Origin of the sequence: Aeromonas sp. FDAARGOS 1418 (assembly GCF_019048585.1) — a bacterium.
Taxonomy (GTDB): Bacteria; Pseudomonadota; Gammaproteobacteria; order Enterobacterales; family Aeromonadaceae; genus Aeromonas; species Aeromonas caviae.
In genome coordinates this window covers 402,501-419,652 of the sequence record NZ_CP077387.1, presented here as the reverse complement: position 1 = coordinate 419,652, position 17,152 = coordinate 402,501, and the positions used below count along the sequence as shown (strand labels likewise).

The following is a 17,152-nucleotide window of genomic DNA, read 5'->3' as shown; positions in this document are numbered from 1 at the left end:
TGATGATGAGCAACAAAGAACAGCATCACGGCAAAGATGCCAAGAAAAAACCGCAGATGTCACTGAAAGAGAAACGCGAAGCCAAACGTCAGAAAGCAGAGCTGAAAAACGGCAGCGCGATGAAGTAACGCTCCATCCACTGCGACTCCCCGGAGCCGGTATCAAGCCAGTCCATCATGGGCTGGCTTTTTTGTCTCCGGCAGTAGAGGTGGTGCCATAGGCGGCAAAGATCCGTTCATAGCGCCCGTCCGCCTTCATCTTGGCGAGCTGTCTGTCGAACCATTGTCGGTGGCCCGCCTCGCGAAAGGCGAAGTGGTAGTGAGTCGGGGGGAAGAGGTCGTGCTGTCTGACCTTGTCCTTGGGATAGCGGTCGCCCTCCTGGTCATCCCCGAGCAACTGCGCCAGATAGTAGTAGAACACCCGCTGTTCCAGGATCACGGCATCGGTGCGCCCGAGCAGGAGCCGCTGTACCTGTCCCTCCTGCCTCGCCACCTCTTCATAACGGGGATTCTGGTCGACGATGTCGGAGAAGGTCGTTCCCAGGATTTGTCGTGCACGCTGGAAGGCACTGACTCGCAGGGTCTGCAAATCCTTCATGGTGTGGACTGCCGTCGGCGCCAGGGTAAAGACACGGTTGTGGAAGGTGATCACCGGCTGTGAGAGGTAGGCGCTTTCCAGCATGCCGGGTTTGATGTTGATGATGGCGTCCAGCTTGCCTTCCTCCAGCATCCTGAAGGTGCGCTCCAGGGGAAGATAGACGACCTGCAGCTCATGGGGGCTGCCTGCGAAGGCCTCTCGCATGAGATCGAGTTCGATGCCCCTGTCTTCGTGGCTGATGACATAGGGAGGAATGGCAAAGCTGACTCCCACCCGCAGCGGCTCCGCGGCAAGGTGGCCGCCGAACATCAGCAGGGCGAGGCACAGCAGACGGCTCAAGTAGTTCATGCAGGTTCCCGAAGGGAGAAATCGTCTCGATGATAGCCACAAGCCTGGACGAAGGGGACGTAAAGCGGGGGAAAGTGGCAGCAACATGGTCGTCGGGGGAGGTGAATGCGTCAGAAACAGGTAAAAAAAGGCCCTGATGAATCAGGGCCTGCCGCAGGGGATCAGAACGGAATATCGTCGTCGAAATCCATCGGCGGTTCGTTGTAGACCGGCGGGGCAGATTGCGGCTGCTGGGCCGGACGGCCGTAACCGCCTTGCGGTTGCATGTTCTGCTGCGGGGCAGCAGGACGTTGCATGTTCTGTTGCGGTGCAGCCTGTTGCGGCTGGCCCCAGTTGCCCTGGGATGATTGGCCGCCCATGCCCTGGCCACCGCCCTGCGGACGGCCACCCAGCATCTGCATCACACCGGTGAAGCTGTCGACCAGCACCTCGGTGGTGTAGCGCTCCTGGCCGCTCTGATCCTGCCATTTGCGGGTCTGGAGCTTGCCTTCCACATAGACCTGGGAGCCCTTCTTCAGGTACTCGCCGGCCACTTCGGCCAGCTTGCCCATGAAGACGACACGGTGCCATTCGGTGCGCTCTTTCTGCTCACCGGTCTGCTTGTCGCGCCAGGTATCGGAGGTGGCCAGGGTGATGTTAGTCACGGCACCGCCGCTCGGCATGTAGCGCACTTCCGGGTCTTGCCCCAGGTTACCGATCAGAATGACTTTGTTGATGCCTCGACTGGCCATAATCTCTCTTCCACCCTTATGTATACCGGCCAGGCCAGATGCCTGGGCCCATTCAATAATACGTTTGTTTGCAACGAGATGCGCGCCCTGGACGGGTGTCATCTCTCTATCAGTGTCCTGGCTGCGCCGGAGCTTGCCGGCAGAGGCGTCATGGATCGGCCGCAGCGTTTGGCCGCCATAGTACCAGTTGGCGGGCATGAGCGCACATCTTCCCTGCCACTGTGGCGTCAATGGATCGCCACAGCCTGAGTAACTTACCCGAGGTAAGGTGTCACCAGCAAGGGGAGGCGGCTGGGGCAGGCTGCGTGAAGAGGGCGGAGCTGTTATGGTGCGCACCGGCACTACTTGACCCCCCAAATGGGGGGGGCGTGCTAGCCAATTGTATTGGCTGGAAAATTGCTGGGCTTCAAAGGAGCCACCGATGCGTCTAATACTTTTTTAATGCTGCAGCCAGGAGGGGGATTGGTACTCTTCCTTGCCAAAAAGCCCCGACTCGAATGTGCAAGGAAGTTCTCTTGATGACGCCCGACACCCTCCTGGTGCTGATCACCGAAAATAACGCACAAGCCTCCCGTTTCCAGCGTCACCTCAGTGAAGAGCTTGGTCTGCCCATCTTGCTGGTGGGGGAGCTGAATGACCTGCCAGACGTTGCAGAGGGCGCCCCCAAAACCTTGCTGCTGATCGATCTGGACTACCTCAAGTCGACCCAGCAGGAGCTTTGGAGCAATGCCATCTGCCAGCGCTTTGGCGAGGCCAGTGCCGTGTTGCTCAATGCCCCGACCAGCACCAACAAAGAGCTGCTGCTGATGTGGCCCCATACCAGCGGGCTCTTCTTTCGTCAGGACACGCTGGACAGGCTGGTCTTCGGCATCCGCAAGGTGTTGCAGGGGGAGTACTGGATCCCGCGCCACCTGCTGTGCGACCTGGTGGACTACTACCGCAAGGGGAGCGGGCAACCTCAGCGTCAGCAGACGCTGCTGACCGCCCGCGAGCAGGAGATCGTGCGTCACCTGATGACGGGGGCCTCCAACACCGAGATCGCCGACAGCCTGTTCGTGAGTGAACACACCGTCAAATCCCATCTCTACAACGTCTTCAAGAAGCTGAACGTCAAGAACCGGTTGCAGGCGGTGAGCTGGGCCAAGGAGTATCTCTGAGGAAGGGGGCACGGAAGGAAAGACTGTCTATTCATCCAGTAGTCTCTATGCCATACTGGCCCGCTCTGGTTCCCGTATCGAGCGCGCAACAAGATGGAAAAAATCGTGATCCGGGGTGCCCGCACCCACAACCTCAAGAACATCAACCTGATCCTGCCACGTGACAAGCTGATCGTGGTCACCGGCCTGTCCGGTTCGGGCAAATCCTCCCTGGCGTTCGATACACTCTATGCCGAGGGGCAGCGCCGCTATGTGGAGTCGCTCTCCGCCTATGCCCGCCAGTTCCTCTCCCTGATGGAGAAGCCGGACGTGGACCACATCGAGGGGCTGTCGCCTGCCATCTCCATCGAGCAGAAGTCCACCTCCCACAACCCGCGCTCGACCGTCGGCACCATCACCGAGATTTACGACTACCTGCGGCTGCTGTTCGCCCGGGTCGGGGAGCCACGCTGCCCGACCCACGCCATTCCGCTCGCGGCCCAGACCATCAGCCAGATGGTGGATCAGGTGCTGGCCCAGCCCGAAGGCGCCAAGCTGATGCTGCTGGCCCCCGTGGTGCGCAACCGCAAGGGGGAGCACACCAAGCTGCTGGAGAACCTGGCGGCCCAGGGTTACATCCGCGCCCGCATCGACGGCGAGGTGTGCGATCTGTCGGATCCTCCCGCCCTGGAGCTGCACAAGAAGCACACCATCGAGGTGGTGGTGGATCGCTTCAAGGTGCGCGATGACCTGGCCCTGCGCCTGGCCGAATCGTTCGAAACGGCGCTGACTCTCTCCGGCGGCATCGTGCTGGTGGTGCCGATGGACGGGGAGGATGGGGTTGCCCCCATGACCTTCTCCGCCAACTTCGCCTGCCCCGAGTGCGGTTACTCCATGTCGGAGCTGGAGCCCCGGATCTTCTCCTTCAACAACCCGGCGGGGGCCTGTCCCACCTGTGACGGTCTCGGGGTGCAGCAGTATTTCGATCCCGCCAAGCTCATCCATGATCCGGGCCAGAGCCTGGCTGGCGGCGCCATCCGTGGTTGGGACAAGCGCAGCTTCTACTACTTCCAGATGCTCAAATCCCTGGCCGATCACTACAAGTTCGACCTGGAGACCCCCTGGGAGGATCTGCCGCTCAAGACCCAGGAGGTGATCCTGCGCGGTTCCGGGCGCACCGAGATCGAGTTCCGCTACATGAATGACCGTGGCGACGTGGTGGTACGCAAGCACCCGTTCGAGGGGATCCTGCACAACATGGAGCGCCGCTACCGGGAGACCGAATCCAACGCGGTGCGGGAAGAGCTGGCCAAATACATCGCCAACAAGTCCTGTACCAGTTGCGGTGGCAGCCGACTGCGGGAAGAAGCCCGCCACGTCTTCGTGGACAATCGCAACCTGCCCGCCATCGCCGAGCAGTCCATCGGTGATGCCCTGGCCTTCTTCGAAGGGTTGAACCTGTCCGGTCAGCGTGCCCAGATAGCGGACAAGATCCTCAAGGAGATCGTCGAGCGGCTCGGCTTCCTGGTGAACGTCGGCCTCAACTATCTGAGCCTGTCGCGCAGCGCCGAGACCCTCTCCGGTGGCGAGGCGCAGCGGATCCGGCTGGCCAGCCAGATCGGGGCTGGCCTGGTGGGGGTCATGTACGTGCTGGACGAGCCTTCCATCGGCCTGCACCAGCGGGACAACGAGCGCCTGCTCAAGACCCTGACCCACCTGCGCGATCTCGGCAACACCGTGATCGTGGTGGAGCACGACGAGGACGCCATTCGCCTAGCCGACCACGTGCTAGACATCGGCCCGGGGGCTGGCGTGCACGGCGGGGCCATCGTTGCCCAGGGGACGCCGGAGGAGATCATCGCGAACCCCGAATCCCTGACCGGTGACTACCTCTCCGGCCGCAAGCAGATCGCCATCCCGGTCGAGCGCACCCCGCTCACTGGCAAGTGGCTGAAATTGAAAGGGGCGAGCGGCAACAATCTGCGCAACGTCAACCTGGATCTGCCCATCGGAGTGATGACCTGCGTCACCGGCGTCTCCGGTTCCGGCAAGTCGACCCTGATCAATGACACCCTGTTCCGCATCGCCCACCGCGAGCTCAACAAGGCCACCGAGTCCACCCCGGCTCCCTATCGCAGCGTCGAGGGGCTGGAGCATCTGGACAAGGTGGTGGATATCGACCAGAGCCCCATCGGCCGCACCCCGCGCTCCAACCCGGCCACCTATACCGGTTTGTTCACTCCGATCCGCGAGTTGCTCTCCGGCACCCAAGAGGCGCGTTCACGCGGCTATCAGCCGGGCCGCTTCTCCTTCAACGTGAAAGGGGGCCGCTGCGAGGCGTGCCAGGGGGACGGGGTCATCAAGGTGGAGATGCACTTCCTGCCGGACGTCTACGTGCCGTGCGACGTCTGCAAGGGCAAGCGCTACAACCGCGAGACCCTGGAGGTGAAGTACAAGGGCAAGAACATCCACGAAATCCTCGAGATGACGGTGGAAGATGCCCGTGCCTTCTTCGATCCGGTACCGGCGGTGGCGCGCAAGCTGCAGACCCTGATGGACGTGGGCCTCTCCTACATCCGGCTCGGTCAGTCCGCTACCACGCTCTCTGGCGGCGAGGCGCAGCGGGTCAAGCTGGCGCGGGAGCTCTCCAAGCGGGACACCGGCCAGACCCTCTACATCCTGGACGAACCGACCACCGGGCTGCACTTCCACGATATCCAACAGTTGCTCAAGGTACTGCACCAGCTGCGGGATCGGGGCAACACCATCGTCATCATCGAGCACAACCTGGACGTCATCAAAACCGCCGACTGGATCGTCGATCTGGGCCCGGAAGGGGGTGCTGGTGGTGGCCGTATTCTGGTGACGGGTACGCCTGAGGAGATGAGCCGTTGCAAGGAGTCCCACACGGCGCGCTTCCTCGCTCCTCTACTGGAGAAATAAGCGTCACTCGAGAAAAAGGGGCCAAGGCCCCTTTTTTGTTGGCCGGTGGGCGAGGTGCGCCGGTCTGGCGCCCGGCCAGGGATGAGAGGGAGAAAAGAGGGACTCGTCCGGCAGACTCAGTGTGTCAGCATCAGGAAGGCGAGGGCGAACAGGAAACCCAGCAGAATGAAGAGGAAGGAACCTATCCCCCAGATGGCGGCAAGGATGCCGAGAATTTTGTCTTTGCGTGTCTGTGGTTTCATAAAATTCAAATTACAGCATGGTTACATCGCATTAATAAAATACGCCCCGGGGCATAATTAAACAACAATTGAAAGGTGATATGAAGATGTTTAAGGTGTATTTAATTGGTATTTTACATTTCATGCTGATGCAGTAATTTAAAGCATCATCATGTATTTGAATGACTTTTTATTTTCATCTGCGGTTTGATTGTCCAATCAAAGCTGCCGTGTACATCTATCTATTTCTTGATAACTATTGAGCTAAATCAATAACCGGCCATTCACATCCTTTTATAGTTTTCGGGCTTGCAACATAGAAAGAAAACAAAAAAGGAATAATGTGATGAAAAAGATCCTTCCTCTGTTAATCGCAGCCGCTTTTGCTTCCCCCGTCGCCATGGCACATCAGGCCGGTGACATCCTGGTCCGTGGTGGCCTGGCGTTCGTCTCTCCCCAGACCAGCAGTGACAACGTGCTGGGGACGGGCGAGCTGGAGATCGACAGCAACATGCAGCTTGGCCTGACCCTCTCCTACATGTTGACGGACAACTGGGGTGTCGAGCTGCTGGCCGCGACCCCCTTCTCCCACTCGGTGTCGACTGCCGGCCTGGGTGAGGTCGCCAAGGTCAAACACCTGCCGCCGACCCTGATGGCGCAGTACTACTTCGGTGATGCCAACAGCAAGGTGCGCCCCTATGTGGGTGCCGGTATCAACTACACCACCTTCTTCGACGAGGAAGGGCGCGGTGCCCTGGCCGGGACGGATGTGAGCGTGGACTCCTCCTGGGGGATGGCGGGTCAGGTGGGCCTGGACATGGCGATCAATGACCGCTGGTTCGTCAACGCCTCTGCCTGGCTCATCGACATCGATACCGATGTGCATACCGCCGTGGGCACCATCAACACCTCCATCGATCCGGTGGCCTTCATGTTCGGCGTCGGTTACCGCTTCTGATGACAAACGTGGCCGGTGCACGGCCATGACAACAAGCATGTCTCTTTGGCCCGGCTCTGTTCGGGCCCTTTTCTGCCTGCCATGTCACGCCAACTGTGATCTGGCCCGCCATCGCGTCACGAACCGCTATTCCATTGCACCCCGCTGCCGATAACCTCGGCATTCACCCCTTTCCCCAACGAGTGAGGATACCTCCATGGGTTTATCTATTGTGCAGCGGATCATCGCCGGCTTCGTGCTGATGCTGTTGTTGCTGGTTCTGCTCGGCTTCATCAGTATCTTGAAGATCCGGGGGATCAACGAGGGGCTCTCCCAGGTTTCTGATCGTGCCACCCCCCTGGTGATCGCGGTCGCCGGGCTCAAGGGCGCACTGCAGGACAGCAACCGCTGGGTGCTCACCTACAGAACCAGCGAGGAGGCGGCCCAGTTGCCGCAACTGGCCAGCCAGTTCAAGGCGCAGCAGGAGCGTTTCCTGGCCCAGAGCAAGGAGATGGCCCGGTTTGACGGGGTGGCGGAGGCGAGCGAGCGGTTCCGCCAGGTCGACGGGGCGACCCGCGAGTTCTACGGGTTGGCGGATCAGGTGCTGACCCAGCACGGTCAGTGGGTGGCCGCACTCGATCGGCGCCATGAACTGGAGCTGGCGTTCATCCGGCTGGAAGATACCTACCAGTGGGCCGCCGATCTGTTGCTGCAGCAGACCGCGAGCAAACGCTCCATGCGCAACAAGGCCGAACTCATCACCTCCGGCATTGCCCGGGATCTAAAAAACATCCGCCGGGCCGATGCCAAGACCGATCTCAATGAATTGGAGAAGGTGCTCGGCAAGGATATCGAGATGGCACGCAAACGGCTCGAACGGGTGCAGGTGCCCGATGACGTGAGGCAGCGTTTCATCGTCAACCTCGATCGGATGCAGGAGCTGGCCCTCGGCCCGAAAGGGTTGCTGGCGACCATGCGCAATGGCCAGCAACTGGCGGCCTCGCTGCAGTCCCTGAACCAGCGGCTCGACACCTGTCTGGTCAACAGCCTGGCGCTGCTGGACGAGATGGCCAAATCGGCGGGCAGCATTGCCAGCGCGAGCCGGGTCGGGGCGGATGACGCCGTCAGCAGCGCCAGCGCCTGGATCCTGATCGTGTCTGCCATCTCCGCGGCCGCCGCGCTCCTCATCGGTTACACCACGGCCCGCAGCATCCAGCGTCCGCTGCAACTCATCGATCGGGAGCTGGATCGCATGGCCACGGGTGACATGACCCGGCGCATCGACTACCAGAGCCGCTGCGAGTTTGGCAGCCTGACCCGCTCCATCAATACCCTGGCAGACAAGACTGGTGAGCTGCTCGCCCAGATCAATGCCGGCTCGCGCCATCTGGTGGACGAGGCGAGCCGCGCCGCCGAGATAAGCGAGCGGGCCATGTCACGGGTACAGGATCAGAAGAGCCAGACCGATCAGGTGGCTGCCGCCATCACCGAGCTGGAGGTGAGTGCGACCGAGGTGGCGCGTTCCACCGATGGCACCAAGCGCGAGGTGGACCTGGCGGACGAAGAGGCCCGCGCCGGACGCAAACAGGTGGCGACTACGCGCCAGATCACCGAACAACTGGCGGGTGCCATGGAAGAGGCGGTCGGCATCACCCACAAGCTGGGGGAATTCAGCGACAACATCGGCAGCATCCTCGACGTGATCCGCAGCATCGCCGAGCAGACCAACCTGCTGGCGCTGAACGCGGCCATCGAGGCGGCCCGGGCGGGGGACGCCGGTCGCGGCTTCGCGGTGGTGGCGGACGAGGTGCGGGCACTGGCGAACCGGACCCAGACCTCGACCGAGGAGATCCAGGCCATGATCGAGAACCTGCAAAGTTCCAGCAAGCACGTGGTGGCCGTGATGGCACGCAGCCAGGAGCAGACCCAGGATTGCGTGGCCCAGACCCGGGTGATGGACGAGGCGCTGCAATCCATTGCCGAGCGGATGAGTGCCATCAAGGCGATGGCGGATCAGGTGGCTCATGCCGCCCAGGAACAGATCTCCGTGAGTCAGGGGGTTGCCCGTCATGTCGCTGGCATTGCGGATGTGGCTTACGAGACCGAGCGGGAGGCACGGGAATCGGCCAGCAGCAGTGAGGTGCTGGCGGATCTGGTCGCCAAGCAGCAGCAATTGATCGCCCATTTCAAGGTATAGGAGGACTTATGGCTAACAAGTGGATCGGGGCCCTGAGTCTCCTGTTGTGTGGCCAGCTGATGGCCAGCGAGCTGGTGATAGAGAGCTGGCGCATAGATGACAAGGCCTTGTGGGAACAGAAGATCATTCCTGCTTTCGAGGCCGCCCACCCGGGTATTCAGGTGAAATTCAACGGGGTGCAGAACGTCGAGTACATGCCGACCCTCTGGGCCAGCCTCAAGGCGGGCAAGGCGGGGGATCTCATCACCTGCCGCCCGTTTGACGACTCCCTGGCCCTGTTCAAGGCGGGCCATCTGGTGGAGCTGAGCGAGATGGCGGGGATGGAGAACTTCCCGAGCTTTGCCCAATCCCCCTGGCAGACCGACAGTGGCGCCCAGACTTTCTGCGTACCCATGGCATCGGTGATTCACGGCTTCTTCTACAACAAGAAGATATTCAGTGAGCTGGGGCTGACGGTACCCCAGACCCGCGAGGCATTCTTCGCGGCCCTGGACAAGGTGAAGGCGGATGGTCGCTATGTTCCCCTCGCCGTGAGCGGCTCGGAGAGCTGGGTTGCCTCCGAGCTCGGTTTCCAGAACATAGGCCCCAACTACTGGAAGGGGGAGGATGGTCGATTGGCGTTGATCGGGGGCCAGGAGCGCTTCAACAACCCGCAATACGTCAAGGTGTTCGAGGAGCTGGCCCGCTGGCGTGACTACCTGGGGGAGGGGGGTGAGAGCCGCGACTACGCCACCACCAACGAGCTGTTCACCTCGGGCAAGGCTGCCTTCTATGCGGCGGGATCCTGGGAGATCGCCCCCTTCACCGGCAAGGTGGACTTCGGTGTCATGCGCCCGCCCGTGGCAAAGCAGGGGGATGGCTGTTTCTTCACCGATCACACCGATATCGGTATGGGGATGAATCCGGCCAGCAAGAACAAGGAGGCCGCCATGACCTTCCTGCAATGGCTGACCACTCCCCAGTTTGCCGAGCTCTATACCAACTCGCTGCCCGGCTTCTTCTCGCTCTCCAACCACTTCTTTGAAGCCACCAATCCGGCGGCCAGAGAGATGATGGAGTGGCGGGATCAGTGCGATTCCACCATCCGGGTTGCCACCCAGATCCTCTCCCGCGGCACTCCCAAGCTCGGGGATGAACTGGCCGAGGTGAGCCAGCAGGTATTGCTGGGAACCGTGGCACCCAAGGCGGCGGCCGATCGCCTGGAACAGGGGTTGAAAGGGTGGTATGCCCCCCATCAGGGCAACCAGGGCAAGGGACAAGAGTGTCAGTGTGAGGCGAGCGTGTCTACCGTCCCTGTGTCGGGTGCCATCGGGACCGAACCTGCTGCGCCTGTGGTGCCGGATGGACAAGCGCCCTCCGGAGCAAGCGCGACCCAGCCTCCGTCAGAACCGGTGTCCGGAGCCGTCGCTCCAGCGCCTCCTGCAGAAGTGGAGGAGGCGCTCGCCAGTGAACTGGAGGGGGCACAACCCTGATGGTTCACCATGAAGAACGGGAGGCCTTGGCCTCCCGTTTTGCATCTGCGTGATGACCTGTCATTCCCGTGGCCAGCGGCACAGGCTGCCGATACGGGCCACCGGCACGAAACCCAGAGTGCGATAGACCCGCTGGGCGTGATAGTGCTCGTCTGCCACTATGATGAGCGAACTGGCCCGTGCCAGTCCCTGGCGTGCGACCTGGCTCAGCAACAGACGACAGAGCCCCCGGTTTCGCCACTCTGCGTGCGTGTGCACCAGTTGAAAGCGTCCCAGGGTGCCGGTGAAGAAGAGTCCGCAGCTGGCAACCAGTTGATCCTGGTGCCATAACCCCCACCACTGTCCGAGCCCGTCATCGATCATGGCCTGATAGAGCTGGCGGCGTGACAAGAGGTAGGGAAGATAGCGCTCCTCCGAATGGGCGGGATCCCGCTCTGCCAGCTCGAAGGCGAGCCACTGATCCCAGTCCGCCGCGGTGAACGGGCGAGCCGGGGCCAGGTCGCTGCCGGTGGGAGCTTGCCACTCCATTGCACCCAGCGCCAGTACTACGCACTCCATGTATTGGTATCCAGCCGCCACGAACCCGGCGACCCGGCTGTTCTGGCCTGCGGCGAGGGGCCACTGGAAGGTGCGGTGGCGGATACGGGGATCCCAGCCAATCAGCCTGTCGAAACTGGCCTCGAGCCAGCCCTTGTCACGATCGCTTGGGGGGGTGGGCAGCAACAGGTAGTTGCCGAAGTAGTAGTCTGGAGAGCCCGGGGTGCGCACGGTCCAGAACGCATCATGATCCGTCACCTCGCCCTGATAGCGATCGAACAGCAGATCGGTGGCAAAACCGGGGTGATCTTCCATGATGGGGCTCCTGCAAACGCTTGAATTGCTTATCGGCAGGCGGGGAAAGAAGTTAAAAAAAGGCCGGGAAACCCGGCCAAACAATCACACGCAGATTCAGAACGTCCAGGACGATCCGCCCGCATCATAGCGTGCCTGACAGCATTTTGGGATGGGGTCGCTCATTACTTAGGTTGAATTGCAAAATAAAAAAATCGGCAATCCCCCTTGTCGCTGACAAATCGGTATTGACTTTGATCCGTTTTCTCATAAAGATAGAAAGACGTTTAGACGTCCAAACATCCGTTTTGGCGTGAAGGAATGGGTTGCAGGACAGGGAGAGAGCAGATGGGATTTCACAGCGCGCGTCAGGTTGAGGCACTCAACCAGAGTTTGGCGGATCTGGGTGGCGACATATCGGTCAGTTTCGAGTTTTTCCCGCCCAACAGCGAAGGGATGGAGAACACCCTCTGGCAGTCCATCGAGCGCCTGCAGGTGCTGGAGCCCAAATTCGTCTCTGTGACCTATGGCGCCAACTCGGGCACCCGGGACCGCACTCACAAGGTGATCAAGGACATCAAGGAGCGGACCGGCCTCATCGCCGCCCCGCACCTGACCTGTATCGACGCCAGCCGTGACGAGCTGCGCACCATTGCCCGTGACTACTGGAACAGCGGTATTCGCCACATCGTGGCCCTGCGCGGAGACTTGCCTCCCGGTCTCGACAAGCCTGACATGTATGCCACCGACCTGGTCGCCCTGCTCAAATCCGAAGCCGATTTCGATATCTCGGTCGCCGCCTATCCGGAAGGCCACCCCGAGGCTCGCAGTGCGCAATCCGACCTGCTGAACCTCAAGCGCAAGATAGATGCCGGTGCCAACCGGGCCATTACCCAGTTCTTCTTCGATGTGGAGACCTATCTGCGTTTTCGGGATCGCTGCGCCGCCATCGGTATCGATGCGGAGATCGTGCCGGGGATACTGCCGGTCTCCAACTACCAGACCCTGGCCAAGTTTGCCGGTTTCACCAACGTGAAGATCCCGCGCTGGATGCACCAGCGTTTCGAAGGGCTGGAAAACGATCAGATGACGCGCAACATGGTGGGAGCCAGCATTGCCATCGACCAGGTGCGTGTGCTGAGTCAGGAAGGGGTGAAGGATTTCCACTTCTATACCCTGAACCGCTCAGAGCTGACCTACGCCATCTGTCACACACTGGGTGTGAGGCCGAAAGGTCAGGCCTGATCTGCGGCTCTGATACAGAAAAGCCAATGAGTCTTCTCATTGGCTTTTTGTTTTGGGCGACAGTCAGGGCCGGGTTGGCTGGATCTCCCTGGGCTCGAGATCGATGACTGCATTGCCGGCGGCACCGGGATACTGGTGATAGCTCTGGTCCTGCTCCAGGGTATAGAAGGTGTCGAGGTAGTCGTCGTTGTTGGTCATCCAGGAGTCCGGGAGTGCCTTGACGATACGACCGCCGAGGTCGAGGAAGGGCAGGGCCTCGGGTACGCCGCCCGCAGTGAAGCCGAGTTTGAGTGCGTCAATCAGGAGGGCGCTCAGCTCCTTGTAATTGACGTTGTCATCCTGCTCCATCATGACCACGTCGACGGCTCCCCAGCGGTAGCGATCCCAATAGACCAGGATCTGGTTGGGGGTGTAGTCGGTGTTGTCGTAGTCGAGATAGGGCATGTCGACGATATCCACCACGGGCTCGTCCCTGCCAGGGTTGACTCCGGCCACGACGGCATAGACCTCGGCGGCGCCCAGCAGCCAGGGCTCCTGATCATCGTTGAGCCTGATCTTCTTGATAATGCTGGTCTTGAGGGGCGTGGTGTTGCTGGTGGCACGGGGCGTCACCTGCATGTCGGCGGCAGCCAGCGCCTTTCGCATCACCTTCAGGCCGGCATTCTTGGCTTTGACCGGATCGGCCTCCACCACCAGTACCGGTCGCGCCGGCGGCTGGTTCACATCGAGATAGATCGGGCTGCCGGCGCTGTCGAACGCCTCGATGGCGCTCCAGCTCTTTTCGTCACCACTTGGTATGTAGGCAACCAGTGGCTCAACCCCTTGTTGCAGTGCATCCGCCTGATCCGGATTGGCCAGCCGCAGTTGCATCAGTTCCCTGACCTCACCATCCAGCCCTTGCCGACTGATGGCCGCCTGGTTGGCATCCCGAGCCTGACGCTTCAGGCGCGGGCTGGCCTTTTGCAGCAGGTTGGGCAGTGGACTCTGGTATTCCTGATTGTTCAGGAGTGGCAGCAGGTTCTTCTGCTGCAGCGCGAGCTGGCGTGCCAGCTCCCGATCGGTGTCGGCAGCCTGGGTCGTGGTGGCGCCCAGCAGTGCCAGTAACAAAATGGCAGCCTGATTCCTCATCTTCGTTCTCCAGTATTGAGTCTGACAACGGCGCTTGTCGGGAAGGATCTGCGCCGTTTTGTCACTAGAAAGGAATAAGGTTCATATGTGAACGCTCTTCTCAGGATTATGTGCTGCGTCTCACTGGAGTCTCCCCAGATGGTCAGATCAGGCGCGGAGCCGGTTGACTTGATGCAATGTCACTCCGATCAGCAATCCCCAGCAGGCAGACCCGACCCCGAGCAGGGTGATCCCCGAGGCAGTCACGAGGAAAGTCAGTAGCGCGGCTTCCCGCTCCTCGTCCTGCTGCAAGGCGCTGTGCAAGCTGCTGCCTATGGTGCCGAGCAGCGCCAGCCCGGCCACGCAGGTGACCAGCACCGCAGGGAATGCGCTGAACAGGGCAACCACGGTGGCACCGAAACAGCCTGTGAGCAGGTAGAAACAACCAGCCCACACGGCAGCAGGCCAGCGTCGAGTGACATCGTGATCCACTTCCTTGCCCATGCAGATGGCGGCAGTGATGGCGGCCAGGTTGAAGGCATAGCCGCCAAACGGTGCCAGCAGCACGCCGATGAATCCGGTCCAGCCAATCAGGGAAGAAGTGGCCGGTTGATAGCCGTGGGCGCGCAGGATGGCAATGCCCGGCATGTTTTGCGAGGTCATGGTAACGAGAAAGAGCGGGAGTGCGATGCCGAGCAGGGCGTCGATGGAAAAGGCTGGCGAGATCCAGACCGGGGTGGAAAGTTGCCAGTGAACCTCGTTGAGTTGCAGCTCGCCCCTCAGGGTGCAGAGCAGCATGCCGGCCGCCAGGACCAGCACCATGGTGTAGCGGGGCCAGAGGTGGCGACCCAGCAAGAAAGCCAGTAGCAAGGTGCCAAGCAGCAGAGGATCTTGCGGTGCCACCTTGAAGAGATCCAGCCCGAACCTGAGCAAGACTCCGGCCAGCATGGCGGCCGCCAGGGGGGCGGGAATGTGACGCATCAGCCTGTCGAACCAGCCGCTGATACCGCAGAGGGTGATCAGCAGTGAAGAGATGATGAAGGCGCCGATGGCCTCCGCCAGACTGAAGTTCCCCAGGCTGGTGATGAGCAGGGCGGCACCCGGGGTGGACCAGGCCGTCAAGACAGGCACCCGGTAATAGAGGGAGAGGCCGATGCAGCTGACCCCCATGCCGATACCCAGTGTCCATAACCAGGAAGAGACCTGGGCTGCATCGGCACCGGCGGCCGTGGCAGCCTGGATGATCAAGACGACAGAACTCGTGTAACCCACCAATACGGCGATGAGTCCCGCGACCATGTGGGGGAGGGCTAGGGGCATGGGAAACTTCCTTGTGGATGCTGATAGCTTGTGCGCTATTGCGTACAATGTGGTTTTGACTATAGCGCTGTGCGTTATGGCGCACAATATGGTTAGAAGTAATCGGAGAACAGATGCAGGAGATGAGTCGCTATCTGGCCCAGCGATTGAAAGGGCTGCGCACTGAAAGAGGATGGAGCCTGGATATGGCCGCCCGTGAAACGGGGGTGAGCAAGGCCATGCTGGGACAGATCGAGCGAGGTGAATCCAGTCCGACGGTGGCAACATTGTGGAAGATTGCCACCGGCTTTCGGGTCTCTTTCTCCAGTTTCATTGAGCCGACACCAGCGGCACAGGGAGAGACGGTATACCGTATTGCCGATGATATTCGACAGCAGCCGGCGGGAGAGGGGATGCAGGTTGCCCCGCTTTTCCCCTATGAGGCCCGCTTTGGTTTCGAGTTGTTCGAACTGACCCTGCTACCTGGCTACCAGCGGGAGTCAGAACCCCATGAACCCGGAGTGACCGAACATGTCATCGTCATCAGCGGTGTGATGGAGGTACTGGTTGACGGGGCGTGGCGTTCCCTCGATCAGGGTGAGGCCGTCCGGTTTGCAGCGGACCGTCCCCATGGCTATCGCAATCTTGGGGTCGCTCCCGCCATCTTCCACAATTTGATCCACTATCCGGCCATGGCCACGCGATGACTAGCCGGGGCGGCCATCCGCCCTGGGACTGGTCAGTATGGGGGTATAAACCCAGATGAACAGACCGTAGGCGGCAACCCAGCTCCATCCGCTGAGGTTCCATCCCGTGAGGGTGAGGTTTGGGCAAAAGAGGGGGAGCAAGACCCGCAACAGTGCGGACAGCATGACCAGTGCAAATGCCGCCGTGATCCTGCGTCCTATCTGCAGGGCTCTGCCACTGTGTCCGAGGGATACACGGGCTATCATCCCGAGGATCATGGCCCCCATGCTGCCTGCGCTGAACAGATGGCTGGCCAGTGACAAGGCAATCGGCCAGCCAGCCGTGCGTGCCGCCAGGGCGGTCAGCCCCAGTGGGATAAAGAGGTAGGCCAGGTGAAGCGACCACAGCAGGGGCTGGGCTAACGTGGTTCCGGGTCGCCAGCGCAGCTGCCTGTAGAGGTGAGCCCCTGCCGCCACTATATATAGAGGGAACATCTGGATTCCGAGGACCCACTGGGTCGGGAGCACCAACCAGAGCAGCAGGATGAGCCACAGAGACGCGAGGGCAATGCGCTCCAGCCACGGCAGTGGTAATGCTTTTTCCGTCCCAGTGGCTCTGGCGGTAAAGAAGGGAATGACACGTCCTCCCATGACGGCAATCAGGGTCGTGAAGAGGAGCACGGTTGCAAGCAGGATATGTTCTACCAATGGCCATTCGGCATGCCACCGCCAGCAAGCGGTATTGAGCAGGGTCAACACGAGAAGCAGGGGAACAAAAAAGAGATTGCGCCACTGGCGCGTCACTATGATGGGTCTGGCGAGAAACCACGTACAGAGGGGCAACCAGGCCAGGTCCATGACCATCAGAGTGACATTGCTTTCCCCAAACCAGGGGAGCAGGCCTCTCGGGATGGCCCACAATCCCACGACCAGTGCCAGCGGCCAACCGCGTACACCTGGGTGAGCGGTCCAGTTCTGGACGGCGGTAAGCAGAAAACCCGCCACTATGGCGGCACCAAAGCCGAACAGCATTTCATGTGCATGCCACCAGATGGGGTTGCTAATCCCGGGCAGAGCGAACCAGCCGTTGAGTTGCCCCAGCCAGCCCAGCATCGCCAAAGCCGAGAACAAGGCGCCGAACAGGAAGAAAGGCCGAAACCCGAGGCGGAACAGAGGAACGATTCTCTCCTCTTTGCGGCTATCCAGGATCTGGTGCATGAATGAAACCTTAATTGAACATTTGAAAAGCCAATTATAAAGTGGCTTTTCAAATGTTCAATTTAAATCCAATGACAGCCCGAAATGGTGGTGATGCGAACGAAATAGAACCGCTTTGCTGTATATCTGAGCGAACTGTTCTTTTCGGTGAAAAAGCCCTTGTCATCACGGCGCGGCTCCCTAT

The 17,152-nt window shown here is 60.7% G+C and carries 15 protein-coding genes; 8 read left to right on the top strand and 7 right to left on the bottom strand.

Annotated elements, in window-relative coordinates:
- Positions 1–5 precede the first annotated feature (5 nt).
- Positions 6–128 carry a hypothetical protein gene (locus I6L48_RS20880; RefSeq protein ID WP_010675895.1) on the top strand — a complete coding sequence of 41 codons (123 nt, stop codon included), beginning with the start codon at positions 6–8 and terminating at the stop codon, positions 126–128.
- A 46-nt stretch (positions 129–174) separates the two neighbouring features.
- Here I6L48_RS20880 and I6L48_RS02060 read toward each other — a convergent pair whose 3' ends face one another.
- Positions 175–945: an ABC transporter substrate-binding protein gene (locus I6L48_RS02060; protein WP_113069100.1), complete on the bottom strand. Its 771-nt coding sequence runs from the start codon at positions 943–945 to the stop codon at positions 175–177.
- Between the two features lie 161 nt (positions 946–1,106).
- Positions 1,107–1,676 (bottom strand): single-stranded DNA-binding protein, encoded by a 570-nt coding sequence (locus tag I6L48_RS02055; protein WP_010674212.1) that lies wholly within the window; start codon positions 1,674–1,676, stop codon positions 1,107–1,109.
- A gap of 518 nt (positions 1,677–2,194) precedes the next feature.
- Between I6L48_RS02055 and I6L48_RS02050 the strand changes: the two genes are divergently transcribed.
- Positions 2,195–2,833, top strand: a complete 639-nt coding sequence (locus I6L48_RS02050) for a LuxR C-terminal-related transcriptional regulator (RefSeq protein WP_162726122.1) — start codon at positions 2,195–2,197, stop codon at positions 2,831–2,833.
- Positions 2,834–2,926: 93 nt separating this feature from the next.
- Complete coding sequence (gene uvrA, locus I6L48_RS02045) at positions 2,927–5,755, top strand: excinuclease ABC subunit UvrA (RefSeq protein ID WP_216987729.1); 2,829 nt, start codon at positions 2,927–2,929, stop codon at positions 5,753–5,755.
- A 116-nt stretch (positions 5,756–5,871) separates the two neighbouring features.
- Here the strand turns inward: uvrA and I6L48_RS20875 are convergent, their stop codons facing one another.
- Positions 5,872–5,997 (bottom strand): hypothetical protein, encoded by a 126-nt coding sequence (locus I6L48_RS20875; protein WP_010674215.1) that lies wholly within the window; start codon positions 5,995–5,997, stop codon positions 5,872–5,874.
- A gap of 325 nt (positions 5,998–6,322) precedes the next feature.
- Between I6L48_RS20875 and I6L48_RS02040 the strand changes: the two genes are divergently transcribed.
- The 3 genes from I6L48_RS02040 to I6L48_RS02030 all read left to right on the top strand — a co-directional run bounded on the left by I6L48_RS02040 (position 6,323) and on the right by I6L48_RS02030 (position 10,582).
- Entirely contained in the window at positions 6,323–6,934 is a 612-nt protein-coding gene (locus I6L48_RS02040) for an OmpW family outer membrane protein (RefSeq protein WP_010674216.1), read from the top strand.
- A 196-nt stretch (positions 6,935–7,130) separates the two neighbouring features.
- Complete coding sequence (locus tag I6L48_RS02035) at positions 7,131–9,110, top strand: methyl-accepting chemotaxis protein (RefSeq protein WP_216987728.1); 1,980 nt, start codon at positions 7,131–7,133, stop codon at positions 9,108–9,110.
- Positions 9,111–9,118: 8 nt separating this feature from the next.
- On the top strand, positions 9,119–10,582 hold the full coding sequence (locus I6L48_RS02030) for an ABC transporter substrate-binding protein (protein WP_216987727.1): 1,464 nt from the start codon (positions 9,119–9,121) through the stop codon (positions 10,580–10,582).
- A gap of 60 nt (positions 10,583–10,642) precedes the next feature.
- Here the strand turns inward: I6L48_RS02030 and I6L48_RS02025 are convergent, their stop codons facing one another.
- On the bottom strand, positions 10,643–11,434 hold the full coding sequence (locus I6L48_RS02025; protein ID WP_113069094.1) for a GNAT family N-acetyltransferase: 792 nt from the start codon (positions 11,432–11,434) through the stop codon (positions 10,643–10,645).
- Between the two features lie 327 nt (positions 11,435–11,761).
- Here I6L48_RS02025 and metF point away from each other — a divergent pair, with 327 nt between their 5' ends.
- Positions 11,762–12,658 (top strand): methylenetetrahydrofolate reductase, encoded by an 897-nt coding sequence (gene metF / locus I6L48_RS02020; RefSeq protein WP_010674220.1) that lies wholly within the window; start codon positions 11,762–11,764, stop codon positions 12,656–12,658.
- Positions 12,659–12,721: 63 nt separating this feature from the next.
- Here metF and I6L48_RS02015 read toward each other — a convergent pair whose 3' ends face one another.
- Both I6L48_RS02015 and I6L48_RS02010 read right to left on the bottom strand, forming a co-directional pair.
- Complete coding sequence (locus I6L48_RS02015) at positions 12,722–13,786, bottom strand: DUF3103 family protein (protein WP_216987726.1); 1,065 nt, start codon at positions 13,784–13,786, stop codon at positions 12,722–12,724.
- A gap of 147 nt (positions 13,787–13,933) precedes the next feature.
- Positions 13,934–15,085 carry a benzoate/H(+) symporter BenE family transporter gene (locus I6L48_RS02010; protein WP_048209697.1) on the bottom strand — a complete coding sequence of 384 codons (1,152 nt, stop codon included), beginning with the start codon at positions 15,083–15,085 and terminating at the stop codon, positions 13,934–13,936.
- A gap of 113 nt (positions 15,086–15,198) precedes the next feature.
- On the opposite strand from I6L48_RS02010, the gene I6L48_RS02005 reads away from it, so the two are divergent.
- A complete protein-coding gene (locus tag I6L48_RS02005; protein ID WP_042015843.1) occupies positions 15,199–15,771 on the top strand; it encodes a helix-turn-helix domain-containing protein in 573 nt (190 codons plus the stop codon).
- On the opposite strand, the gene I6L48_RS02000 is transcribed toward I6L48_RS02005, so the two are convergent.
- Positions 15,772–16,968, bottom strand: coding sequence for an NnrS family protein (locus I6L48_RS02000; protein ID WP_216987725.1), 1,197 nt, complete (start codon positions 16,966–16,968; stop codon positions 15,772–15,774).
- Between the last annotated feature and the right edge of the window lie 184 nt (positions 16,969–17,152).